The organism is Rummeliibacillus sp. TYF-LIM-RU47, assembly GCF_008638315.1.
GTDB lineage: Bacteria > Bacillota > Bacilli > Bacillales_A > Planococcaceae > Rummeliibacillus > Rummeliibacillus stabekisii.
This window is the reverse complement of sequence record NZ_VVIR01000001.1, coordinates 231,554-254,041: the sequence shown is the minus strand read 5'-3', so window position 1 is coordinate 254,041 and position 22,488 is coordinate 231,554. Positions and strand designations below refer to the sequence as shown.

Below are 22,488 nucleotides of genomic sequence, written 5' to 3'. Positions count from 1 at the left end.
AAGAATAATAACAACGCACCTTTAGTTGTACTTCTTATGGAATATATTTTGATGTGTTATTTAAACTTCTACTCAATTATAAGTATACAATTTCAATATTTCAATACTCCTATACTCCACCTATATATTATTGATGCATTCCCACTATTGATAATAAATATTTAACAAATAAATGGTTATTTTATAACAATTTACATTAAAATAATCATTAAAATATCAATTATGGTGGACTGAGCCTTAAAACTTGCATAACCCCTATGTAATTGGGGACTAAGCCTTCCCAACTAGTGATTTGTAGAGGTAAAACACTTCGTAGTACACACGAATCATTTTTAACGTCTTTTTTGTTGTTAATAGATTTTCTTTCGAAAAACTACGGAAAAGCGGGCTTTACAGGGTTTTAGTATAAGAAAAACTTATATCATTTATAAACGTTCAACTGCTGCTAGTTTTTCTTCCCTTGATGTTTGAATGTAATACTTTGCAGTCATGTTCACACTTGCATGTCCTGTTAATTTGCTAACAGTTGTAATATCTACACCTTTACGGAGTAATCTGGTGGCAAAAGAATGTCTTAATAAATGTGGGTGAAGATGTATTTTTATTTCCTTTGAAACATGACTCAACCAATTCCAAACTGCATCACGATGTAATTTTTCACCTCTTTGACTGACAAGAAGGTAAGGACTATTACTAAATGAACTTTTCTCTCGTTCCCCTTGTAAGTATTCCTTCAAATAGGTTAATACATCTTGTCGTAGGCTAATCTCACGTATCTTCCCCCTTTTACCTTTTATCATGATGGTTGGTGGCATTAGACTAATATTTTCTAAATGAATGCCTACTAACTCACTTACTCGAACGCCTGTGTACAGTAATAGATAACCTATTAAACGGTTCCGTTCACTTACTTTTGCTTTATCTTCTAGGTAGAATAAAAAACGCTCTACTTCTTCCTCTGTTAGTGCTGTCACAGTATGCTCACTACCATTGGCAATTACAACCTTATCCTTCTTCAATTGAATGTAGTTGTCATTCACATAGCCTTTATACTGTAGGAAATCGTTATACACCTTTAAACTATTAATCTTCTTGTTAATGGTTGCTACTTTAAACTTGTTCTCTTGTAAATGTTGCTTGTAACGTACAAACAAAAAACGTGTGAGAAACTCTTCACATTGGCTATGTTCCTGTCTGTAGGCTTCAAACTTCTTTACATCATTCACATAAGATTCAATTGTCTTTACTGCTTTGCCTTCTTCTACTAACCATTGTTGAAATGTTTCAATAGGTGCTTTCACTGTTATCATTCCTTTCAAAAAAATAAAACCCTAAACCATTGTGTTAGTTTAGGATTCTTGTGTCTTTTCCTGTAATAGTTTAATTACTTCTGCTAAAACTGTTATTACAATTGTTAAAATTGCTTTTGAACTCATACTCTCATCCTCCTAAAATTGAAACTCACGACAGTTATATAATAATGTCGTGAGTTTTTTTGCATACAAAAATAGCCCATGCCTTCTGTCACATGAACTTGTCCTTTTTATCATTCTGTTAATTTACTTTTGTCGTGAGATCTCGATTAGTTTTGTCGTGAGTTTACTCATTCTCTTATTGTACTTCTCCGTTTTTCACCCAAATTGTTTTGACATGGTTTTGGTTACTTTCATCGTAAACATCCATCATTAAGTAATCATCATTGGTCTTTGTTAGATAACTAATCGCTGTGACCATACAAACCTTTGGAAATTCTTTGAACTCTTCTTCTGTAAAGAATCGTTCATCCATTTCCTCTTTGTAGAGTTCAATGTTTTCGTATCCAATGTCGTTTAATGTTACTTGGTCAGACGTTCTTAGTGCCATCCCTTTTAAAAATCGTTCGTAGCTGTATATCATGTACTTATGCTCCTTTACTTGTAGATTTCATAGGCTATTACTTCATCATTCTTCTTCCACAGTTCAAACAAAACACCCTTTTCTTTACAGATGAAATATGCTTCCCAGTGATTACCTCTAATATCATCATGTGTACAAGAGTAAGCACTATTAACTAGTTTTAAATTCCATTTATTATTATTAATCACTTGCATGTACTGATCTAAGACTGAATGCTTTAAATCAATGACCTCTATTGCTACATCAAATGCTTGTGGATAGACATGAAATACCTGTCTTAGTTGTTTAGAAAACCATTCCTTCACAAAAATCTCTTCCATTTGGATTCTCCTTTTCTATTAAAACCTTGAAATAGGCGTGTAAAGCTATTACTTAAAAGCCCTTACCTTTTAGGCATGTTTAAAAGTAATCGCTTTTTAAGTACTTGTATATTGCTTTAAGAGCAATCATTCGCATTCCCTCCTAACGAAAAAAGCTCCCATATACGAATATATGAGAGCTAGAATTCAATATAATAATATATATTTGAAAAGAGAATCCAAACGCTAGCTTTGAAACAAAAAAACTCCCATCTTCCGAAGAAGATAGGAGTCTTTGAATCCGTTCGCCCAATAAGGTAAGGGATGGATTAATCAATAATCACAATTAGCGAGTAGTTGTAACTTTGATATCTTTAGCTTGTGTATTTGAAGCTTTGTCTTTAACTAATGCAGCAAGAGTTTCAACTGTCACAGCTTTTGTAGTATCAAATGCTGCACCTGAAGTTGAAGACTCAGAAGGTACAATTACATCACCTTTAGCATAGTAAGTGTATGTTGCATCACCTTTTACAATTTTATCAGTTGCAACTGGTGTGTATGCATTTGTTGTGCCATTATAGAATCCAGCTTCTGGAGCTGTTACTGCTGGTGTTTGATCATCTGCTGCTGGTACGATTACATCACCTTTAGCATAGTAAGTGTATGTTACTCCACCTTTTAAAATTGTATCATTTGCTACTGGAGTATAAGCAGTTTTTCCATTGTAGAATCCAGCTGCTTCTGCTTTTACTTCTGGAGTTGAAGTTGTAACAGCTTTATCGGCTGTGATTACAACAGTTTTACCAGTTACACTAACTACTTTAGCTGTATTAAGTGTTACATCTTTACCAGCTTCAGTAAATTTAAATGCTGTTTTTACGTCATCATTTGTAACAACACCAGTAACATTTTCATTGTAAGTTAATACAAATGTTTTACCGTCTGGTAATAATTGAGCAGTTTGTAATTTAGGTGCTACGTTATCTGTAAGATTGTCTAAAGTTACAGTATAAAGTTTGTTAGTTAAACCTGTTGTAGTTTTAACACCAGAAACTTGTAGTACTGCTGCATCATCAGATGTTTCAACTGTTCCAACTGGTAATGTAATTTGTGCTTTTTGTTGAGAAATTAATACAATTTTAGCATCAGAAGGTATAGCTTTACCATTTAGAGTATAACGATCAGTATTTGTAGCTGAACCATCAAATGCACCACCGATTACATCTTTACCAAAGTCAACTGTAATTACGTTAGTATTATTTTCAGAAACAACATTTTTTGCTGAAACAATAGCAAATTGTGTTTCTTCTTCAGCTGCACCAAAGTCTAGAACTTTTTCAACTTTAGCAGATTTATTTAATGAAGTTGAAGTATCTGTTACAAAACCTGCTGGAAGAGTGAAGCTATATGTGCCATCTTTAACACCAGCTTTAAGAGTTAGAGTCAAGGTTTTACCAGATACAGAAGTTCCTGTTACAAAACCAGATTGTAATAAGCCAGTTTTGCTTACAACTTCAACTGCATCTTTATTCATGCCTGTTACTTCTGCTACATTTTCGTCAAATGTAAATGTAACTTTTTCAATATCACCAGAAGATGCTTTAGTGAATTTTACTGATTGTACTACTGGTGCAGTTGTATCTTTAGAAAGAGTTACAGATTTAGTAGTAGCTGCGTTTTCATTACCAGCAACATCTGTAAATGATTTTTCTGCTACTGCTACTGTTAAAGGAATAGATGTAACAGTTTCATAACTTGCAGAAGTCAAATTAGTAGTAACAACAAATTTAGTACCTGTAGTATCACCATCTAATGCTCTAACATCAGTAGGAGTAACTGTTGCCAAAGTAGTGCTATTAGCTAATTTGAAATCAGCAGCAGTTAGAGTTGAAGCTTTAATTTTTTCACTGAATTCAACAACAAATTCTTTGTCATTTAATGCAGTTAATGATTTAATTTCTGGTGCAACGTCATCTTTAGTAGCAGTGAATTTAGAAGTTGCAACAGCTGTTATGTTACCAGCAGCGTCTGTTAAGTTCACTACTTCAACAGTATGTTCTTTAGAAGAGTCTAAAGAAAGACCAGAAATCGTTTGTGATTCACCAGCAGTTGTTAGGCCTACTTTAGTGCCATCAATTTTAATTACAGCACCAGCTTGAACAGGTTCAGAATAATCAACTGTAACTTCTGTAACTGTTGATCCATTAGTTAAGCCTTTAACAGATGCTACTTGTGCTGGAGTAGTATCAAGCACTTTAATTACTGAACTAAATTTTGGTAATTTTGATGTTGTAGAATCTTTTTCAAGAATACCACTAATAGTAACAGCAACAGAATGTTCAGATTTGTTATCAAATGCTGTATTTAATGTTAAAATAACAGTTTTTGAGTCATCTTGTAATTCTGCTTTAGCATTTGAAGAATTTAATGCTGTGTTATCTAAAGAGTAATTACCTTCATCTTCTGCAGTAGTTGCGTCTACTGATTTGTTGAAAGTTACTTTAAGTTGAGTACCGTTAATCGCTTCTACAGAGTTAACTTTTGCACTAACTTCTACACCGTTTTCAACAGCAATTTCTTTGCCTTCGTACTCGTAAGTACCGTTAGCTAGATCTGCATCGAAGTAGAATTTATCTTCGTATTTTACTAGGCCTTTATTTAAAGAAGAATCTTTAAATAGTTTGCCGCCAACTAGTGCAAGGCCTTCGTTTAAGCGACCTTCTTTATAAAGAACTGTACCTTCTTTAGCAGTTTTGTAGCCTGATTTTAATTTACCGTTGTAGAATAAAAGAGTTGCATTGTTAGCTGTTTTGTAGCCTGATTTTAGGTAGCCATTGTAGTAAAGTGATGGATCTTTATCAACATCACCGTATACTTCGTAGCCTTTGTCTAAATGGCCATCTTTGTAAAGGCGTTCGCCGTTACCAGCTGTTTTGTAGCCTTTTTTAAGTGAACCGTTAAAGAACAACAATTTATTGTTTCTTGCAGTTTTGTAACCTTCTTTTAATTTACCATTGTAGTAAAGTTTGATTGTTTTACCTGAACCAACAGTTTTGTAACCTTTTTTCAATTTGCCATTGTAGTAAAGTTTAGATTTGAATACTACATAACCTTTAACAACTTTACCAGTTTTAGCGTTTACTAATTGACCGTTTGACACTTTGTACTTAGAAGCAGCTGATGCAGTAGTAGCACCAGGAACGACAGCAGCAGTTACTACTGAAGCACCAAGAGCTAGGGCAGCTGTAGTTTTTACTAGTTTAAAATTCTTCATGAATTGAAAATCCTCCCTTATTGGATATGATTAGCATTAAATCGCATTGATAGACTTATCAACTAACCATGCTTGTCCTTATTATCGACTATATCCTATCAATTTTCCACCTTTTTTTCTGTAAAAATATTGAACAAAAAAATGTTAATGTCAATTTAATATTAAAAATAACAAAAATGTGTGAAGAATATTCTAACAAATACATTTTTATATTATAAATGATGTTTTTTTACCAAAAATATATCATTATTGTAACTATAGTATTATTTTATAGACTTCTTATTAACAGTTATTTATTTTATTTTGTAGTTAATAGATAAAGTAATAATTTATTAGTAAAGTATAAAAATAACTTTTTAATTTAAAATTGGTTTATATATAGATAAAATAGGTTAGTCTTTTATGAGTAACTTCCTTTATATATATACCATTTGTCTGGTACAAATATTATATCTCTATATCATTCCTTACTTTAGATATACCTAATCATATTTATAAACACTCTCCCTATTAAAATATTATTCAATCGTATAGAAATTTTTGGTGATTGACCTTTGTTTTTATATACGTCATGATTTCCTGCTTCCTTACCCTATTTCAACCATTTTATAAGTTTCCTCAATCTGGCCACCCTGCTACATTATGCTCTGCAACTCAAAAAGATTCTCATTTCCACTAAACAATTCCGCTTTTATTTCAGAAAGAATAATTCATACAATTCTTATTTTTATAAAACAATTTTACGATTATCCTCCTATTATTTTGATAAATTTTTATTATGGCAATGGAAGAATATTTTAATTTATAAAGTAAGAAAATGATTTCTCTATTTTTCTTCTCACCAACTTAAAATAGTTCACTTTTGTCGTTTACGGCTTCCATTTGAATCGTTTGGAACCAGCAAACGACCTTTTTGGCGCGATTATTCGACAGAATAGCTTTTGTACCTCTTTCTGAAAACATTCTATTCTGAACTCACCTAGGAATAATTCGTTGTGCACAATGAGAATTGAGAAATCAAATATGTATCATTTTGAAGAAATACTGACAAGATTCGAGCCCATGATTTCAGCTGCCATCCGTAAATGTAAAATCTACAAAAATCATGAGCATTATCGCCAAACTGCTCGCATTGCTCTGTGGCAGGCGTGGCAAAAATACGACAGCAGACAGGGCGACTTTACTCCCTATGCTTATAGGTGCATTCATGGCAGTATTCTAGATGAATTAAAACGAGAAATCCGCTATGAGACGCACTATCAGCCTGAAGAAAGCTCCCAGCTGGAGATACACTTGCCTATGGAGTTTGACAACGAAGTAGCTAATGAACTGGAAGGTTTGTTGAATAAACTGGAGGAACAAGATCAGCAATTTCTCATAGATTACTATATTAGAGGATTCTCCTATGAAGAACTTTCGGTAAAATATGGTACTAGTATCGTAGCGCTAAAAAGGCGCCGAGGTCGGATAATCAAACGTGTACGGGAAAATAATACTGTTAAGATTTAAGGCATGAAAAAAGGCACCTTTGACGAGTTTGTTAAGGGTGCCTTTTATGTTGATCTGTTTATAGGGAGTTTTTGGTGTAAGTGCAATTGGCGAATTTTCGAAAAGTTGCTTGAAGTTATACTTGTTATCATTACCCTTGTGTATTTGCGACCCATAGAACGTCCTTCATTTTATCCGCTAGTTCTTGTACTAAATCTGAAGCAGAGAGTGTACCCTCTTCATTTCCTCTTTGGTAACCGTATAATAGGATTTCTTTGAACTTCATTTGCATTTCTTCTTGTGACATCTGTCTTCCTCCTTTAGATTTTGTTCATAGAGAGGAGATACCCGATGTTTTGTATTGGTAAACTTTTTTTAGAAGATTTTTGTTGGAGTTTAATCATTGGTAGCAAAATCTGTGAGTTTTGCTAACGGATAGAAAGCGGGGACTTAATTTGTCTTTTTTCTTGAGTATACTTCTTCTTAGCGGCAGTAAATTGGATGAGAGTGTTAGTAAACGCCTCGTGAGCGGTTGTATTTCTCGTAGGAACAACAGTAAATTTCAGATTGTCCCTTTTTCAATTTAATAAGCGCATGAAAAAAAGCCTTTAACCCCACTAAATGAATCTCGTTCATTTAATGAAGCTAAAGACTATATAAATAGGATTCTAACCTAACTTCAAATACCATTCCTTAGCACTTTCCACTTCACCCATTGTTAATTGATGACCTCTATTTTCCCAGTGAAGCTCAACGCTAGCATTGGCTTGTTGCAGTAGCTGTTGTAATTCTTTCGTCTCTTCAGGAGAGCAGATCGGGTCGTTTGTTCCGGCACCAATAAATACAGATTTTCCTGCTAGGTCTGGTAAAGCGATGCCTCTTCTCGGCACCATTGGGTGTAACAGGATGGCTCCTTTTAATGCATGTTGGTAGTGAAATAGCAGACTGGCTGCGATATTGGCTCCGTTTGAGTAACCGATGGCAATGATGTTATCTCGATCGAAGTCGTATTTTTCTGCTGCTTCATCCAGAAACTCATTTAGCTCTCTCGTGCGGAAGATTAAATCTTCTTCATCAAATACCCCTTCAGATAATCGGCGGAAGAACCTTGGCATGCCTTGTTCTAAGACATTCCCTCTAACGCTTAATACATTGGCTTCATCATCTATGACTCCTGCTAATGGCAGCAAATCAAGTTCGTTCCCACCGGTGCCATGGAGCATTAAAAATGTTGGTTTATTTGGGTTGGTCCCCTTATTAAAAATGTGCTTCATGTTGTAACCTCCTCTTGTGTTCTCTCATAACTAAAGCTATTTCGGTCTTTCTATTTCAAACATCTCACCAATTTTAGCATAGGATTGGCCTGCCAATCTGCTAACGGCCGCTAATCCTCTAGGATTAATTCTTCCTTTTTCATAAATAGCCTCTTCTATATGAAATTGAACGACTTTACCAATAATCAGGTCACAGCCAGGCTCATCTGTGCCACCTAACTCTAAGGCTTGCTCCAGTACACATTCCATTCGGACCTTTGATTCTTTGATGCCCGGTACAGCAATCTTTGTACTTTCCACAGGCGTTAAGTTTGCTAGCTCTACTTCACTTTGTTCAGGTGGAAGGCTGGCTGCAGTAATATTAATTTTACCTACATTGTGTTCATCCACAATATGAACGACAAATTCGTTAGAGTCCAGGATGTTTCGCGCTGTGTCCTTCATTTTCCCGTTTGACCGTTGAATCGATAGGGAAATCATAGGCGGATTAGATGAAACGATATTAAAGTAGCTAAATGGAGCTCCGTTCAGAACTCCATCTTGCGTAAGGGTAGTAACAAATGCAACCGGCCTAGGGATAATACTTCCTGTCAAAAATTTATAATTATCTCTTTCAGCCATTGTTTCTGGGTCAATCGATCGCATCGTCATCATTCCTTTTATATGATTTAATCTAGCTCTCTCACTTCAATCGGTATTAATCTCCGTTCCATGCCCGCTCTATAAGGTTCAAACTGCTCAGGCAGCATTAATTTTTCACCCATTGTTTCTGGTGATTCATCATGTGCGAATCCTGGAGGATCTGTCGCCATTTCAAACAGGATTTCGCCATGCTCTCTAAAGTAGATGGCATTGAAATAATTCCTATCTCGAACCGGTGTTACGCCATACCCATGCTGAGAGATATATTTCTGCCAATCTAATTGGTCCTCATTATCAATGGCACGCCATGCAATATGATGAACTGTTCCGACACCCATAATTCCACGGCCATTTGTTGTTAGTTTCAGGTCGATGACATTTCCGATATCAGCGCTAGAACGGAAACGAATATAATCTCCCTCTTGCCCTACTACTTCAAGGCCCATGATTTCTTCGACTAACATAGCTGTCTCGCTTGGATTTGCAGAATAAAGTGTAGCTCCGGCAAATCCTTTAATAGCGTATTGTGGTGTGATTTCTCCGGTAGTCCATGTATTTGTTTCCCCTGCTTCTCTTTCAACTAGCTCTAAATGTAAGCCATGAGGATCATCAAATGCTAGAACTTCTTCGCCAAAACGTTCTGCAATTGTATATTGCACATTAAATTTAGCCAATCTTTGTTTCCAAAATGCCAAAGAACCCTGTGGAATAGCATATGCTGTTACCCCAACTTGTCCGTCACCAATTTCACCTTGCTGTGCATTTGCCCAAGGGAAGAAGGTAATGATAGTGCCTGGTTTTCCGCCATCGTTCCCAAAATAAAGATGGTAAGTTGCCGGATCATCAAAGTTGACTGTTTTTTTCACTAAACGTAATCCTAATACACCTGCATAAAAATCTACGTTTTCTTGTGGGTGGCCTACAATGGCTGTAATGTGATGAATACCCATTGTTTTTTTGCTCATTTTACTCACTCCAATTCTTTATTAAACGATGGTGACGAACTCATTCACAGGCTTGCGATAGCCTCGTGGTTGTCTGCTCGCTACTTTTTCTTTACCTAGTGTAATCATTAATGCTACCTCGTATTGATCACTGATATTCAGGATTTCTTTTACTTTATCCTCTTCGAATCCAATCATCGGGCAAGTGTCCCAGCCTTTTTCTTTCGCTGCTAGCATAAACAGCATAGAAGATAAGGAAGCATTTCGGATGGCTTCATCTCTTTGGAATGATGGTCCTCTTGTCTCATACAGATCAACAGTACCTTCTACCGCAAAGTCATATTCTTGTTTATTTAATATACCCAGCATCAATAATCCTTCATTGATTTCGGCTGCTTTTTTATAGGCTTCTTTATCGCCTAGCACCAAGATGACAGCTGATGCACTATGGACCTTATACTGCCCATTAGCGGCCTTTCTTATTTCTTCTTTCACCTCTGGGTCTGTCACGACTATATAATGCGTGTGTTGAAGGTTGAAAGCTGAGGGTCCAAGCTTTACTAGTCCAAATATTTCATCTAACTCTTCCTGTGAAATTTCATAATTCGGAAGAAAGTTGCTTGCCGATCGTCTTTCTTTTACCAACTGCGTGAATTCTGTCATCTCTATATCCCCTTATCTATCCCTTTTTTCACAACGACTGAGCACATCCATCAACTTGTTTGATGCGATTTGCTCAATTTTCATGATGTACATATACATGCGCAAGTCGCTGCGCATGTATATGAATGAAAGAAAGATTAACGAATAGTGAACAATGCTTTTGACCAAGGAACGACTTGATCTAACATTTGATTCACTGATTCTTCTTGAACAGCTTTTGGTTTAAAGTCTGTACCGTTTTCGAAATCTGTGAACAATGATAATGCTGGGTGTACACGAACATCCGCTACAAGCAATTCACCTAAGATGCCACGCAGATGTTCTGCTGCACGAGCACCGCCAACTGAACCGTATGATACGATACCAGCTGCTTTGTTGTTCCATTCTTCGCGAAGGTAGTCTAGTGCATTTTTAAGTGAACCAGTAATCGAATGATTGTATTCTTGAACGATAAATACAAAACCATCTTGTGCTGCAACAGCTTCTGACCATGCAGCTGCGCCTGATGCATCTCCGCCTGCTTCACCTAGTAGTGGCAACTTGTAATCTGCAATATCAATGATTGTGTAGTTCGCGTCACCACGTTTGTCTGCGATTTCTTTTACCCAAGCGCCTACTTGTGGACTTACACGTCCTTCACGAGTTGATCCTAAAATAATACCGATATTTACTTTTGTCATTGTTTCTTCCTCCTCTTGTTTTGTACCAAATAATTTAGACATAAATCCCATGATTTCACTTCCCTATAAATATTCCTTTTCTAATGTGCGAGTACTGCGCACTGTATCAATAGGCCTTACGATTTTTTCGATTTCTTCGCGTTTTGGCTCAAAGAATGGCGGCAATGATAGATTTTCGCCAAGCGTTTCATATGGTTCATCCCCCATAAAGCCAGGACCATCTGTTGCTAATTCAAATAAAATGGAAGGGGCAGCATTTGTATAAAGAGAACCAAAATAGTAACGTTCTACATAGCCGGTGTTTGGCAGTTTATATAACTCTAAACGTTGTTGCCAAGCATCCAAGTCCGCTCTGTCATTCACACGGAATGCTGTGTGATGGACTGTGCCATAGCCTTGTCGAGCTTGCGGAAGCACGGTGTTCATTTCAACGATTACTTGAGCCCCGTTGCCACCTTCACCCATTTCAAATAGTTTGAATGAGCCTTCTTTAGCGACTTCTTTCATGAAGAATACTTCCTCTAACAGTTGCTTGAAGTAGTCAGCAAAAGAAGTCCGGACAAAAATAGGTCCTAATCCGGTAATCGCATATTCAAGTGGCACCGGTCCGTTTTGCCAAGGTGTCCCTGCTGGCACTCCCGCGTTTAACTCATCTGATATGAGCTGATAATTCTGGTCGTCAAAATCGACGAATGATAAAGTCTTTTTGCCAAACTGCTCTTGGATTCCTGTATGTCTCACTTCAAATTTATCAAAGCGTTTTACCCAATACGCTAATGCCTCATCATTAGGAACCCGGAAAGATGTTTTAGAAATCTCATTTGTGCCATGCACCCCTTTTGGAATACCTGGAAAGTCAAAGAATGTCATATCTGTTCCTGGGCTGCCGACATCATCTGTGAAGTACAAATGATAGGTTTGGATATCATCTTGGTTCACTGTTTTTTTCACTAATCGAAGACCTAATACGTAAGTGAAGAAATCATATATTTTTTCTGCACTGCTTGTTATAGCTGTAACGTGATGTAGTCCTTTAAGTGCATCCATGAAATACCCCTCCCATAATTATCTTGAATTCGAGATATTGTTTTAAAAAAAATGCTTTTGAGCTTTTGTTTGGAAGATGATGCTGAACTTATATCAACTAAATTCAGCATTATACACAAGCTTTTATTATGCAGCTGGGTTAATTTCTAATTCCACTTTGATTTTGATGTCTTTACCTACTAGTACGCCACCTGTTTCTAGTGCTGCGTTCCAAGTTAAGTCGAATTCTTCACGGTTGATTTTTGTTTCCGCTTCGAATCCGTACACTTCTATGCCCCATGGGTTTGTACCTTTACCGCCGTACTCTACGTCGAATGTTACTGGTTTTGTTACGCCTTTGATTGTTAAATCACCAGTTACTTTGTAGTCATCGCCATCTTTTACGATGTTTGTAGATGTAAAGTCGATAGTTGGGTTGTTTTCTGCATCGAAGAAATCTGCTGATTTCAAATGATTATCGCGATCTTCGCTGTTTGTGTTAATGCTTGCTACATCAAATTTGAATGCGATTGTTGCTGTTGTTAAATCCGTTAAATCTGCTGCTTCTACATCTGCAGTATAAGAATCAAATAGTCCTCTTACTTTTGAAACCATCATGTGTTTTACTTCAAAACCTACTGTTGAATGTGATTGATCTACTGTCCATTTTGCCATTTTAAATCTCCTCCAATGTATATAATCTGAAAATACTAACTGTCTCGAAATCGAGATATATATTAAAAAAATAATAGACTTAAAACAAATATCTTTAATTCGAGATAATCTTCTCATGAAATCAAACTCTTGTCAATACTGTTTTCAAAACTTTTTTAGATTAATTAAATTCAGCATAATTTAAACCTCGCAGCAACCTTTGTATAGGAAGAAATATAGTGAGAAATTGATTTTCACGGTACTTATTCGATATTAGATTGATTTTATAAATTCCTAAGCAAGGTTGTAAATCTTCCCCCTTAGCCTTCTTTATTACATGTAATTCAAAAAATTTCAGGAGGATGAAGAGTATGAAAAAAGATTACGATCAATTTAAAAAAGAGGAAATCAATAAAGAAGTATCTGCTCAAGGAATTCCAAAAGAGACAAACAGTGTTTCAGTTAACTATGACAGTCCTTTAGCTGGTTATATGCAGAGTGCACGTATTGATATTCTAGGTGGCGTCGCAAAAGTTACCGCTACAAATACAGGAAATAATGATCTCAAAGTTTCCATACTATCGTATAAGTTTGCAATGAAAGTTGTGAAATCTTGGACAGTAAAACCGGGTGCTACATTAAATACTGGAGAATTTAGTATTACTGGTGACACTTACGCTTTAAGAGTGGGAAGGGCGAGCGATTCCTACCCAACAACCGGGAGAGGTACTCTTTATGGTATAACTTACCTCTAAGAAGGCATAAAATTTTTTAAAAACCGTATGTAATCAACTGTAAAAAGTTTGATTACATGCGGCTTTTTATTTATATTATAAAGGCTTTTTGATTAGAACAATCTTCAAGTTGAATTCAAAAAAAGCAGCCCTGAAGGACAGGACCGCCTTTTTCATTAATATTTGACACTCATAAAATCTTCTTGAAATTATAGGATTTATTCATAAAGGTGATACACGGAATCGAACCGTGGTGTAAAGGTTTTGCAGACCTTCGCCTTACCTCTTGGCTATATCACCATTCTTACTTACCTTATATAAAGAAACGCATATCACCTTATTCACAACCATAATTTTAAGAAACATAAAGAAATGGATCACCCATTACCATCAAACTATACATACTCTGCAATCAGCTATTCGTTATGTAGAAACCTTCTAAATAAGGAATTCAGATTTGTGTTAATAAGGGTGTTATGGGATTTGTAGTTAGAATGTTATAATAAATGTAACTTTTAAACTTAAAGGAGTGTAAAATCAATAATGAGGATATTAAAATGGGCTATAGGCTTATGTCTTGCCCTTTTATTAACAGGTTGTTTTGGCGAAAATTACGATTTCTCTCCCCCAACTGTTTCACTAGTAGATCCCAACAACATTAGTGAAGAGACAGAATTAGCAAAAGCAAATGTTAAATGGGATTATAATAAAAAATATAATAAAAAAACGGACGATATTAATTCCTTGGCCCAGAAACAAGAACCAATAAAACTTAAGAGTGGCCAACAAGTTGACTTTTTGATTGAAGATGGCCATTTTGATCCCGACGGTATAAGTATCGTACTTTCAAAGAACCAACAAAAGATTGATTTAGAGGTCAAAAATGAACAAACATTTAGTGTACCGAAAGAAAAAGGCGAATATTTGATTGAAGTTAATCTTAATTCAGATAAAGGAAAGGCTCAATATGTTGGGGAAATCATTATTCAATAAAATATCAAATACTATCCTTATACTGAAATACATCTCCTACATTGAATATAAAACATTGTACGAATAATATATAATGCCGTTATCTCTGATTTTGTATGCTTGAGCAAATAAAAAATGGTTCCTAACATCAAAATTGATGTATAGAACCATTTTTATTTACCGTTTCATCGACTTATTAACATTATAGATTCTTTGAATACTAGCATACAAAGCAGAATGCTGACTCAACGAGTATCTTAGCCTTGGCAAAAGGAGCAGCTTGGGCGCAATCACATAATTGTTGATCGCAATAGCAATGCGGGTAACCTACGCCATAGGTGTTGTAGCAACAATCATGTGTTTTACAGCAGTTATCCAGACCATTTACTCCACTTTTTGTACTCTTACATGCAGGGTACCCTCCACACGAATCACCACAATAAATATAGCCGCCTGCAATACAACCTTTAATTGGGCTCTGAGCATCAACTTGTCCGACTAATTGACCTGGCTCATAATTTTCATCGTAGTTAAATTCTTCTTCAAATTTTTCATTTGCTTCTGCCGACATCTCTACTGCTTCTTCATCAAATTCATTTTTGATTACAGAAACAACATTGTCATCACTTGCCCTCATAACTGTTTGTAGAATTTTTTCTGGTTCTTCAATGCTGTTATGATTAAGTGTTCCTACAAAAAAATCATTCGTTGTTTCAAGATCTCCATTTAAGTATCGTGTAATATACCGAATGTTAACTTTATCACTAAATTGCAGTACCAGTGCTTTAGCAGTGATTACTTGCTCCCCTTTTGTCGTATCAAATTTTAAGGCTTGAATCACTTCTGCTTTTTCTGTATCGAAATCTAATTCACTGTATCGTTTAATTTCCTTCATTAAGTTTTGAAACTTTTGTTTCTGTTTAAAGCTACTTATTAAAGCTGTAATCTCTTCTTGGTTTAAATGATATCCAACTTCCATTTGTTGGACCTCCTTTTATTTTTAATTTGCCAGCTGACATTATATAAAGAAAAGGAATACGTCTAATTTACAACCACAGGATGAAATTTCAGTTTAATCAAAAGTAACGATAGATTTACAGAGTCTAAAACTTATCAAGCCTAATGTAAGATTGATGATAAATATATTGATTACAGTAGAAAGACTCATTGGAGTGTGTAAATTAAAATAAAATGCATGATATAATAATCGGTTAGCACCAAATGTTGCTAATTCTATTGATAGATAAAGAGCCATTAAAGATATGGTAATACTAATGTCAGATATAATCATAAAAAGAAACAAAAATATACTGCTAAACAACAATATTTGAGATAACAGTAAAGAGAAGCCTACTAATACATTGAAATCCTCATAAATAGTCTTTAATGAAAGGCAAAGTATTAATAATAAAATACTATATAGGCCGAAATAAATAAAAAAAATCCTTTGTACCAAATCATCGTAAATTGTTAGAAGAAAAGAAGTATGTCTTGTACCAAAAAGATCATAAAAAAGAAAAAGCACAAGAATACTAAAAAGGGGAACAAAAACAATTTGAATTAAAAGAAAGATAGTATTTGCACTCTTAAAAATATCAGCCATTATCACGATGAAAAAAATCAAAAACATTATAGCGATGATACTTAATAAAGATTGGACTGATATTGACTTTATCCTGATAATTTTAGACATTATAATCCCCTTCCAATAAATTTATGTAACCACTTAAAAAGTCTGCTTCTACTTTATTAAAGCAATTATTATTTAATGGATTATTGGTAACCAATCTAACCTTTACTTGATTACTATCCAATGGTTCGACCCGAACTAACCTTCCCATTGAGTTTGCGCTATTCAATTCCGACCTATTTATAATGCCTTCGTAGGTTGTATTAGATGTTTTTGAGATTAGTTGATTAATATCCCCGTCATATATTTTTTTACCTTCTTTAATTACGAGCAAATTATCACATATCGATGCTATATCTTCTGGAATATGGGAAGATATTATAATCTCCACCTCATCTTTCAGACTCAGCAAAGACTCCCTTAGTTTAATTGCTTCAATAATATCTAAACCTGTAGTAGGTTCATCGATTATTAAATAATCCGGTTTATTTAAGAGGGCCTGAACAATACCAACTCTTTGTAAAGTTCCCCCCGATAGTTTTTTTAATTTAACATCTCGATAAAGTTCTAAATTCATTTGATCTATTAACTGTTCAATATAGACTTTATGGTAAGATTTTTTTAAAGATGCTATTAATTCAATGACTTGGATTACAGTCAAGTTAGGATAGATATTAAAGTTTTGAGGTAAATAGCCAATTTTCACTTTCCGATTATTATTGTTATAAGTAATTATTGATTTGCTATCCGCTTTCTGAACAGAAGCAATAATCTCCATAAGAGTTGTTTTGCCAGCACCATTCGGACCAATTATCCCTGTAATCCCGCTTAATTCTGCATTAATATTATCTAGTATTACTTTCCTTCTTATCGTTTTAGATAAATTACTTATTTTTATCATTAGGAACCTCCTATTATTTTAAGATTCTTATATACTAAACAAATGGACCATTAATTAAATTAATGGTCCATCTTGTTTTAATGTTTTACCAACTAGTGTCTAGTGATTGCACTTGTACATTCCCCATACCTAAAGGTGAAAGTGTTGAAGCTTGGGCATAATAGGTGGATGCTTCAGAAATAGAAACTGTAGAAGAAAAACTTCCTCTAGAAAACATATTCTTATTCCAGGTTGTTGGATCTGGTAGCAATGTAACAGATTTTTTAATTGTTGCACTAAAGGTTGGTTCAGAACCTGCAGTATCATTTTTTGCAGTAACCTTTGCTTTTCCATCCCAAATATTTACGTTGTCCCCAATTGCTTTACTAGCAAAGTTCAATTTAGCAGTTGAATATTTATCCATTGCCGCAAATGCATTGATCCCCATAAGCACACTCATTAAAAGTACCCCTGACACAATAATCTTTTTGACATTTAACCTTTCTAAAACCATTGTCATACCTATTCCTCCTCATCATTTTTAAATTAATGCATTAATTTGTATCAGCTGACATTATATAAAGAAAGAGATAGAGCTATTATTACAACCTTATTTTTAAAATAGCTTTATATTTTAGGACTAATATAAAAAAGAGAAAATCCTTTACGATTTTCTCTCTTTTAGTAAGCTCTCTTTGATTAAAGACCGGATTTGTTTCCAGTCATCTTCTTCATTATCGCATATAAGATATTTCCACTTTTTTAAGAAGTCATTTGAAAGTCGCTCTCTAAAATTTATTAGATCCTTTAATATTTTTTGTTCATTTGGTGTCAAAGCACTATGAATGGATTCAAGGTAAAAATAAAATAATGACTCTGCTGCATGAGACTTGTTACTGATTTTGAAGCCTACAAAACTATTAAAAATTAGCCAATTTATTCTTTGTTTTTCAGTTAAGCTATTGTATTCATTAAAAGCACTGTCTATCTGAAAGGGAATCCCCTTTTCGATAGGTATCACTCTTGTAAATTTACTGGGGTCCAAATGGATAATAAGATTAGTTCCATCCCCAATAGAGTGTGGATTTATGCCAGAAATAAACGGATCCAGAGTAGGGAGCAATATAATTCTCTGGGGTATTTTGTTTTTTGTTTTTAAAAGACGATTGTATCTTTGTAGGTCTTCTTTGTATTGAGTAACATACTGTTTAAACTCCTCTTTATAAGGGAACCAAGAGCTAGGATAAACCACTTCCATATTATTATCATGTTTATGCGTCAGTTCTCCGGTAATTAAAGTAACACCTTTAGCTACACCATAGTACCTCCCTTTTCCCTCATATCGTAAATTCGTAAAATAACGTCTCTGGTTATCCCGGAGTATCAGGCTATACTCTATATTAGGCGAATTGTTAATCGCAGCAGCTGTAACTCCCTGATTAAATAAATAGTGGGTAGGCATTCTTTGATTACTAGGAATCCAAGTAAAATTATGAGGGAGATAAACGACATCCCCAATTGATGGATTTCTCATAGTGCCATTGCCCGAATAAGTAAATTTCAATGTATTTATTTTTTTCTTGTTAATTTCAGAAAGATTCACGTATATATAATCACCGGTTTGATAATATTTTACCGGTTTACCGTTATCTAAAGAAATATTCTTTATTTTAAAGCCCTTATATAAAGTAAAAGCTATGTTAGGATCTTTTACATTAGAAATTTGAAGTTTTGCCGTTACGGAAAATAAGTTTGTGTTTTGTATACTCAAATTAACTTTATCAATTCTATAATCAAAGTATTTTTGTTTGGGGGTGCTTTCTAAATTTCTATAATACTCGTATTCCTTTGCTAAAGTAGGTATATCTTGTAATTGGTTTTTTGAATAATGATATGGAATAGAGCTGTAACACAACAATAAAACAAACACTAAGATAATACTGTATTGCTGAAATCTCCATTTTTTCAAAAAGATAATCTGTAAAATAACAATTAAAATTAAGGTGAGCAATAACATGCCTTTTTTATACCAATCAAATTCAAAGCTAAATAATGAATTATATAACTCATCAACTTTAGATACACCTAAATTTATATTTTGTAGCCAATTGGCTACCTCTATTAATTGTGAGTTAACAAGCAAATTATTTAAAAAGTTTAGATTTGTAGGTGAGAGAATTGCCCAAACAATAAATATGCACACGTAAACTATTTTGCTAGAGAAACTCAATCCAAAAATATAGCCTATAAGGGCACTTATAATAAAAGGCAACCACCAATAATACAAAAAGAACAGTGAACTCTCTTTTACAAAAGAGTTAGTAGGGTCTATACAGTGATAATAAATGTTAGTACTTATGATAAAAGTTAAAACAAACAGTAAGGATAAAATAAATAAAAAGGATATATTAATACAATGTAATTTTCTCATTTCTTTATTTGCTACTTGATACAGCGAGCTTGTTAGATTCTTAGTGGCTAATTGAAATCCTATCAACAGAAAAAACAACATACCCGACTGGATTAAAAAACTTGAAAATTGTAAAGCATTACCTGGATCTTTCGCTTTATATAGCAATGTATATTCAATGAGTCCCCCATAAAGTAATAAACTAGCTAACCCTATTAACAATAAATACTTATGCATCTTTAAATTACTAGTTGTTAATACTTTTAAAACCTTCAATTTTCTCATCCTTTCTAACACAGCATAATAATTAATAAAGAGGAAAACGTTGATGAAATAACAACCCTTTTATATAGAAAAAAGCAGATAGAAATAAATTTTCTACCTGCTAAAATTTAAATTAAGAAATATTAAGTTCAGTTCTTATCTCTTTTTTATTAAATCCTACAATCTTTGAAACAATTTTATTATTTATTTTTTTAATAATATAAGGTGTAGCTCTCCCTCCTAGTTGACTGAATTCTTCGTACACCTCAAACTTTTATGGATATTTATCTCTTTATAATTCACTTTCTTTTCTTCAAGAAAGCTTACGAGATTTTCGCAATATATACAATTTGGTTGAGTATAGACGATGATTTCCATACAAAATTTCCCTCCGTTTTATTATAGAAATTATGATTACATATAATTTAAAGCTCTTCACATAGCTCTTTTATTTTCTATTTTTCTTTTCAAATCATAAAACCCCGGTGTTTCCTCTACTTGATATCCATGAATATATTTAATAAGTGTATATTTTAATTCTTGTGCTAAATCTTCTCGATTTTCATAGCTTGTAAGCGAAAGAGATTTTTTTAATTTAGGTTCAAATAAATCAATTAATGATTGCATTGCATGTTTGCTTTCTTGTGATTCTTTTACTAACTCATATAAGAATACTGTCATCTATTAATTCCTCCTTGTTTCTTTAATAACTTGTCCTAGTTCTGTTATAGCTGCTTCTAAATTTTCTATTTTCTTTTCAAAACGAACGAATAAGTACATTGTTATGGCTATAGGAAACCCAAAGTTCCCTAAAATAACAATCCATTCAGGGATTTCTGTCATTTGCTATTTTTCCCTCCTTTTAAAGACTGTATTATATTCTGAATTGCTTTTTTTCTAGTCTTAGAAACAGATTGCTGAGATTTGTTCAGTATCTTCCCAATTTGGGTGTCTGAGAGTCCGTTTACGAATGCTAAATTGATTATTTCCTTTTGCTTTTCCGTTAACTTCTCAACCGCTGAGCATAACTGTGGATCTTCGAGATAATCCAAAATGCTTTCTTTTTGTATAATATGATCAATATGAATTTGGGCTTTTTCATCAGTAATTAAATCCTTAAAGGTGCCATCTTCATCATTTCCTAAAGGTCTATCAACAGTTAGAGGGTGTCGTTGTTGAATCTTTCTATGTTTTTTATCGAAGTTGACTGCATTAAAATATATAGCTGTTGAGATAAAAGAAATAAACCGAATATGAAAATAAAACTTCCTAAAGGCATTGTCTAATTTTTTCTCATTTTCAATAGTTGGATTACATATAGCAGTAACAAATAAATCCTCATGGTCCTTATTTTTAAGAAAGGAAAGAACAATATTATTTTTTAAAAACTCCTCATTATCCAACTTGAACTTTTGAAGGGCATCCGTACAATATCCTTCTGTCATGTTAAATTCCATAATAATTACCTCCACACCTACACAAAAAGAGAATGTATGTTCTATTTTTGGTTGTAAAAAAATGACTAGCAATGTATAGTCATAAATAGGTTTATTCTACTTTTTGTCTGAATATTTACTTTTTAATTATACCATTTTTTACAATAAAATCTAATGCTTTTCGTAAAATTCTTTTATTTTTTTAGAGGTTGAGGCTGTTTTTTCTACAAGCTCTATTAAGTATTCTCTCTCCTCTTCTGGGCATTTATCCAAGCACTGTGTTAAGTATGCTTGTGTTTTCCTAGATTCACAATAGCATTTAACAAACAATTCTTTAATTGTTAAGGAATCATTCATCTGATTTCCTCCTTTCTTTTAAAAGGTTTTTTAGATAAAGATAAAATATTTATATTATGATTATTTAATTCTCTATTCTCTGTATGTAGCATTAGAATGTCATAAATTTCTTGTTCACTTAACCTTTTATTTTGTTTATATTCATGCTCTTCAATCAGTAAACCTAACGCTCCTGCTACATGTGGTACAGCCATTGAAGTACCTGATAAAATCGCATATTGTTGATTTAGAAATGTTGAATACACATTAACTCCAGGAGCATAGAGATCAACATACTCATTTGTATTTGAGAAATGTGCTATTTTTTGATTCTGATCAATTGCCCCAACCTCAATCACTTCTTCATAAGCTCCTGGATATCGATATTCATTCGTACTAAATTCTCCATCACCATCATTTCCTGAAGCTACTACAACTGATATTCCATTATTTATCGCTCTCTTTACAGCGTTGTGGAGCTCCGTCGAAGATTGCTTTGTACCAAGTGATAGAGATATGATTCTAACTCTTTCATTATTTGGTCCACGCCAATTTGAAGCATAGTCAAGAGACTTAATTAGATTATCAATAGATCCACCGCCAACAGAATTTAGTACTTTTAAAATTAATAATTTGGATTTGAATGATATACCTATAACTCCCTTATTATTTTGCGCAGCTGCTATCACACCTGCCGCATGGGTACCGTGACCGTTCGTATCATTATAATTTTCAGGATTCCCATAATGCTCAGTCGTAAAATTATAGCCATCAATTATCGCTTCAGATAAATCTGGGTGACTACTATCACAACCCGTATCTATAACAGCAATGACTACCTCTTGCCCAGAAAACCCCTTTTTCCATTTTGTTTGAGCACCTATTTCTAGAATGTTCGTTGGGATAACTTCTTCCATATTACTCATAGAAACTAATGCTTCATCCGGTATTAATTTAACTTCTGTATCTTCCATAGAAAGACTCCT

At 34.0% G+C, this 22,488-nt stretch carries 25 protein-coding genes and 1 tRNA gene; 3 read left to right on the top strand and 23 right to left on the bottom strand.

The window, feature by feature from the left end; translation table 11 throughout:
• Positions 1-425: 425 nt before the first annotated feature.
• The 4 genes from F0527_RS01320 to F0527_RS01305 all read right to left on the bottom strand — a co-directional run bounded on the left by F0527_RS01320 (position 426) and on the right by F0527_RS01305 (position 5,469).
• Positions 426-1,310 (bottom strand): tyrosine-type recombinase/integrase, encoded by an 885-nt coding sequence (locus tag F0527_RS01320; RefSeq protein ID WP_150284881.1) that lies wholly within the window; start codon positions 1,308-1,310, stop codon positions 426-428.
• Between the two features lie 301 nt (positions 1,311-1,611).
• On the bottom strand, positions 1,612-1,896 hold the full coding sequence (locus F0527_RS01315) for a hypothetical protein (RefSeq protein WP_150283506.1): 285 nt from the start codon (positions 1,894-1,896) through the stop codon (positions 1,612-1,614).
• 14 nt (positions 1,897-1,910) lie between these two features.
• Positions 1,911-2,216, bottom strand: coding sequence for a hypothetical protein (locus F0527_RS01310; RefSeq protein ID WP_150283505.1), 306 nt, complete (start codon positions 2,214-2,216; stop codon positions 1,911-1,913).
• A gap of 325 nt (positions 2,217-2,541) precedes the next feature.
• The gene (locus F0527_RS01305; protein WP_150283504.1) at positions 2,542-5,469 is read right to left on the bottom strand and encodes a hypothetical protein; all 2,928 of its coding nucleotides are present in this window, start codon (positions 5,467-5,469) and stop codon (positions 2,542-2,544) included.
• A 1,002-nt stretch (positions 5,470-6,471) separates the two neighbouring features.
• On the opposite strand from F0527_RS01305, the gene F0527_RS01300 reads away from it, so the two are divergent.
• Positions 6,472-6,978 carry a sigma-70 family RNA polymerase sigma factor gene (locus F0527_RS01300; protein WP_223823567.1) on the top strand — a complete coding sequence of 169 codons (507 nt, stop codon included), beginning with the start codon at positions 6,472-6,474 and terminating at the stop codon, positions 6,976-6,978.
• 130 nt (positions 6,979-7,108) lie between these two features.
• Here the strand turns inward: F0527_RS01300 and F0527_RS16895 are convergent, their stop codons facing one another.
• The 8 genes from F0527_RS16895 to F0527_RS01265 form a co-directional block, all read right to left on the bottom strand.
• Entirely contained in the window at positions 7,109-7,264 is a 156-nt protein-coding gene (locus F0527_RS16895) for a YwzD family small protein (protein WP_158512616.1), read from the bottom strand.
• A gap of 361 nt (positions 7,265-7,625) precedes the next feature.
• Positions 7,626-8,231: an alpha/beta hydrolase gene (locus F0527_RS01295; RefSeq protein ID WP_150283502.1), complete on the bottom strand. Its 606-nt coding sequence runs from the start codon at positions 8,229-8,231 to the stop codon at positions 7,626-7,628.
• Positions 8,232-8,267: 36 nt separating this feature from the next.
• A complete protein-coding gene (locus F0527_RS01290) occupies positions 8,268-8,876 on the bottom strand; it encodes a flavin reductase family protein (protein ID WP_150283501.1) in 609 nt (202 codons plus the stop codon).
• Positions 8,877-8,899: 23 nt separating this feature from the next.
• Positions 8,900-9,838, bottom strand: coding sequence for a ring-cleaving dioxygenase (locus F0527_RS01285; protein ID WP_150283500.1), 939 nt, complete (start codon positions 9,836-9,838; stop codon positions 8,900-8,902).
• Positions 9,839-9,859: 21 nt separating this feature from the next.
• On the bottom strand, positions 9,860-10,480 hold the full coding sequence (locus tag F0527_RS01280) for a nitroreductase family protein (RefSeq protein ID WP_066791804.1): 621 nt from the start codon (positions 10,478-10,480) through the stop codon (positions 9,860-9,862).
• A 137-nt stretch (positions 10,481-10,617) separates the two neighbouring features.
• Entirely contained in the window at positions 10,618-11,211 is a 594-nt protein-coding gene (locus F0527_RS01275) for an NADPH-dependent FMN reductase (RefSeq protein WP_147195324.1), read from the bottom strand.
• A gap of 12 nt (positions 11,212-11,223) precedes the next feature.
• Positions 11,224-12,207: a ring-cleaving dioxygenase gene (locus tag F0527_RS01270; protein WP_150283499.1), complete on the bottom strand. Its 984-nt coding sequence runs from the start codon at positions 12,205-12,207 to the stop codon at positions 11,224-11,226.
• A gap of 126 nt (positions 12,208-12,333) precedes the next feature.
• Positions 12,334-12,861, bottom strand: coding sequence for a YceI family protein (locus tag F0527_RS01265; protein ID WP_150283498.1), 528 nt, complete (start codon positions 12,859-12,861; stop codon positions 12,334-12,336).
• A gap of 350 nt (positions 12,862-13,211) precedes the next feature.
• Between F0527_RS01265 and F0527_RS01260 the strand changes: the two genes are divergently transcribed.
• Complete coding sequence (locus tag F0527_RS01260) at positions 13,212-13,595, top strand: hypothetical protein (RefSeq protein WP_150283497.1); 384 nt, start codon at positions 13,212-13,214, stop codon at positions 13,593-13,595.
• A gap of 207 nt (positions 13,596-13,802) precedes the next feature.
• On the opposite strand, the gene F0527_RS01255 is transcribed toward F0527_RS01260, so the two are convergent.
• Positions 13,803-13,874, bottom strand: a tRNA-Cys gene (locus tag F0527_RS01255).
• A 243-nt stretch (positions 13,875-14,117) separates the two neighbouring features.
• Here F0527_RS01255 and F0527_RS01250 point away from each other — a divergent pair.
• Positions 14,118-14,567, top strand: a complete 450-nt coding sequence (locus F0527_RS01250) for a hypothetical protein (protein ID WP_150283496.1) — start codon at positions 14,118-14,120, stop codon at positions 14,565-14,567.
• A 199-nt stretch (positions 14,568-14,766) separates the two neighbouring features.
• Here F0527_RS01250 and F0527_RS01245 read toward each other — a convergent pair whose 3' ends face one another.
• From F0527_RS01245 to F0527_RS01200, 10 genes are all read right to left on the bottom strand, one after another.
• A complete protein-coding gene (locus F0527_RS01245; protein ID WP_150283495.1) occupies positions 14,767-15,525 on the bottom strand; it encodes a phospholipase A2 family protein in 759 nt (252 codons plus the stop codon).
• Positions 15,526-16,231: 706 nt separating this feature from the next.
• Positions 16,232-17,077, bottom strand: coding sequence for an ABC transporter ATP-binding protein (locus tag F0527_RS01240; protein ID WP_150283494.1), 846 nt, complete (start codon positions 17,075-17,077; stop codon positions 16,232-16,234).
• Positions 17,078-17,162: 85 nt separating this feature from the next.
• Positions 17,163-17,576, bottom strand: a complete 414-nt coding sequence (locus tag F0527_RS01235; RefSeq protein ID WP_150283493.1) for a hypothetical protein — start codon at positions 17,574-17,576, stop codon at positions 17,163-17,165.
• 144 nt (positions 17,577-17,720) lie between these two features.
• Positions 17,721-19,742: a hypothetical protein gene (locus F0527_RS01230; RefSeq protein WP_150283492.1), complete on the bottom strand. Its 2,022-nt coding sequence runs from the start codon at positions 19,740-19,742 to the stop codon at positions 17,721-17,723.
• A 228-nt stretch (positions 19,743-19,970) separates the two neighbouring features.
• Positions 19,971-20,108, bottom strand: a complete 138-nt coding sequence (locus tag F0527_RS17375) for a glutaredoxin family protein (protein ID WP_150283491.1) — start codon at positions 20,106-20,108, stop codon at positions 19,971-19,973.
• A gap of 57 nt (positions 20,109-20,165) precedes the next feature.
• The gene (locus F0527_RS01220) at positions 20,166-20,411 is read right to left on the bottom strand and encodes a helix-turn-helix domain-containing protein (protein WP_066791792.1); all 246 of its coding nucleotides are present in this window, start codon (positions 20,409-20,411) and stop codon (positions 20,166-20,168) included.
• Positions 20,412-20,414: 3 nt separating this feature from the next.
• A complete protein-coding gene (locus F0527_RS01215) occupies positions 20,415-20,573 on the bottom strand; it encodes a YvrJ family protein (RefSeq protein ID WP_084246991.1) in 159 nt (52 codons plus the stop codon).
• The gene (locus F0527_RS01210; RefSeq protein WP_147195343.1) at positions 20,570-21,187 is read right to left on the bottom strand and encodes a sigma-70 family RNA polymerase sigma factor; all 618 of its coding nucleotides are present in this window, start codon (positions 21,185-21,187) and stop codon (positions 20,570-20,572) included. Before F0527_RS01210 ends, F0527_RS01215 begins: the two co-directional genes overlap by 4 nt.
• 150 nt (positions 21,188-21,337) lie before the next feature.
• Positions 21,338-21,523, bottom strand: coding sequence for a hypothetical protein (locus tag F0527_RS01205; protein WP_066791790.1), 186 nt, complete (start codon positions 21,521-21,523; stop codon positions 21,338-21,340).
• Positions 21,520-22,476, bottom strand: coding sequence for a S8 family peptidase (locus F0527_RS01200; protein ID WP_150283490.1), 957 nt, complete (start codon positions 22,474-22,476; stop codon positions 21,520-21,522). The genes F0527_RS01205 and F0527_RS01200 overlap by 4 nt, the downstream gene beginning before the upstream one ends.
• Between the last annotated feature and the right edge of the window lie 12 nt (positions 22,477-22,488).

Bases quoted from the DNA above. Each gene is read 5' to 3' on its own strand.
- F0527_RS01320 (WP_150284881.1), bottom strand. From the start codon at position 1,310: ATGATAACAGTGAAAGCACCTATTGAAACATTTCAACAATGGTTAGTA.
- F0527_RS01315 (WP_150283506.1), bottom strand. From the start codon at position 1,896: ATGATATACAGCTACGAACGATTTTTAAAAGGGATGGCACTAAGAACG.
- F0527_RS01310 (WP_150283505.1), bottom strand. From the start codon at position 2,216: ATGGAAGAGATTTTTGTGAAGGAATGGTTTTCTAAACAACTAAGACAG.
- F0527_RS01305 (WP_150283504.1), bottom strand. From the start codon at position 5,469: ATGAAGAATTTTAAACTAGTAAAAACTACAGCTGCCCTAGCTCTTGGT.
- F0527_RS01300 (WP_223823567.1), top strand. From the start codon at position 6,472: ATGAGAATTGAGAAATCAAATATGTATCATTTTGAAGAAATACTGACA.
- F0527_RS16895 (WP_158512616.1), bottom strand. From the start codon at position 7,264: ATGTCACAAGAAGAAATGCAAATGAAGTTCAAAGAAATCCTATTATAC.
- F0527_RS01295 (WP_150283502.1), bottom strand. From the start codon at position 8,231: ATGAAGCACATTTTTAATAAGGGGACCAACCCAAATAAACCAACATTT.
- F0527_RS01290 (WP_150283501.1), bottom strand. From the start codon at position 8,876: ATGCGATCGATTGACCCAGAAACAATGGCTGAAAGAGATAATTATAAA.
- F0527_RS01285 (WP_150283500.1), bottom strand. From the start codon at position 9,838: ATGAGCAAAAAAACAATGGGTATTCATCACATTACAGCCATTGTAGGC.
- F0527_RS01280 (WP_066791804.1), bottom strand. From the start codon at position 10,480: ATGACAGAATTCACGCAGTTGGTAAAAGAAAGACGATCGGCAAGCAAC.
- F0527_RS01275 (WP_147195324.1), bottom strand. From the start codon at position 11,211: ATGGGATTTATGTCTAAATTATTTGGTACAAAACAAGAGGAGGAAGAA.
- F0527_RS01270 (WP_150283499.1), bottom strand. From the start codon at position 12,207: ATGGATGCACTTAAAGGACTACATCACGTTACAGCTATAACAAGCAGT.
- F0527_RS01265 (WP_150283498.1), bottom strand. From the start codon at position 12,861: ATGGCAAAATGGACAGTAGATCAATCACATTCAACAGTAGGTTTTGAA.
- F0527_RS01260 (WP_150283497.1), top strand. From the start codon at position 13,212: ATGAAAAAAGATTACGATCAATTTAAAAAAGAGGAAATCAATAAAGAA.
- F0527_RS01250 (WP_150283496.1), top strand. From the start codon at position 14,118: ATGAGGATATTAAAATGGGCTATAGGCTTATGTCTTGCCCTTTTATTA.
- F0527_RS01245 (WP_150283495.1), bottom strand. From the start codon at position 15,525: ATGGAAGTTGGATATCATTTAAACCAAGAAGAGATTACAGCTTTAATA.
- F0527_RS01240 (WP_150283494.1), bottom strand. From the start codon at position 17,077: ATGATAAAAATAAGTAATTTATCTAAAACGATAAGAAGGAAAGTAATA.
- F0527_RS01235 (WP_150283493.1), bottom strand. From the start codon at position 17,576: ATGACAATGGTTTTAGAAAGGTTAAATGTCAAAAAGATTATTGTGTCA.
- F0527_RS17375 (WP_150283491.1), bottom strand. From the start codon at position 20,108: ATGGAAATCATCGTCTATACTCAACCAAATTGTATATATTGCGAAAAT.
- F0527_RS01220 (WP_066791792.1), bottom strand. From the start codon at position 20,411: ATGACAGTATTCTTATATGAGTTAGTAAAAGAATCACAAGAAAGCAAA.
- F0527_RS01215 (WP_084246991.1), bottom strand. From the start codon at position 20,573: ATGACAGAAATCCCTGAATGGATTGTTATTTTAGGGAACTTTGGGTTT.
- F0527_RS01210 (WP_147195343.1), bottom strand. From the start codon at position 21,187: ATGGAATTTAACATGACAGAAGGATATTGTACGGATGCCCTTCAAAAG.
- F0527_RS01205 (WP_066791790.1), bottom strand. From the start codon at position 21,523: ATGAATGATTCCTTAACAATTAAAGAATTGTTTGTTAAATGCTATTGT.
- F0527_RS01200 (WP_150283490.1), bottom strand. From the start codon at position 22,476: ATGGAAGATACAGAAGTTAAATTAATACCGGATGAAGCATTAGTTTCT.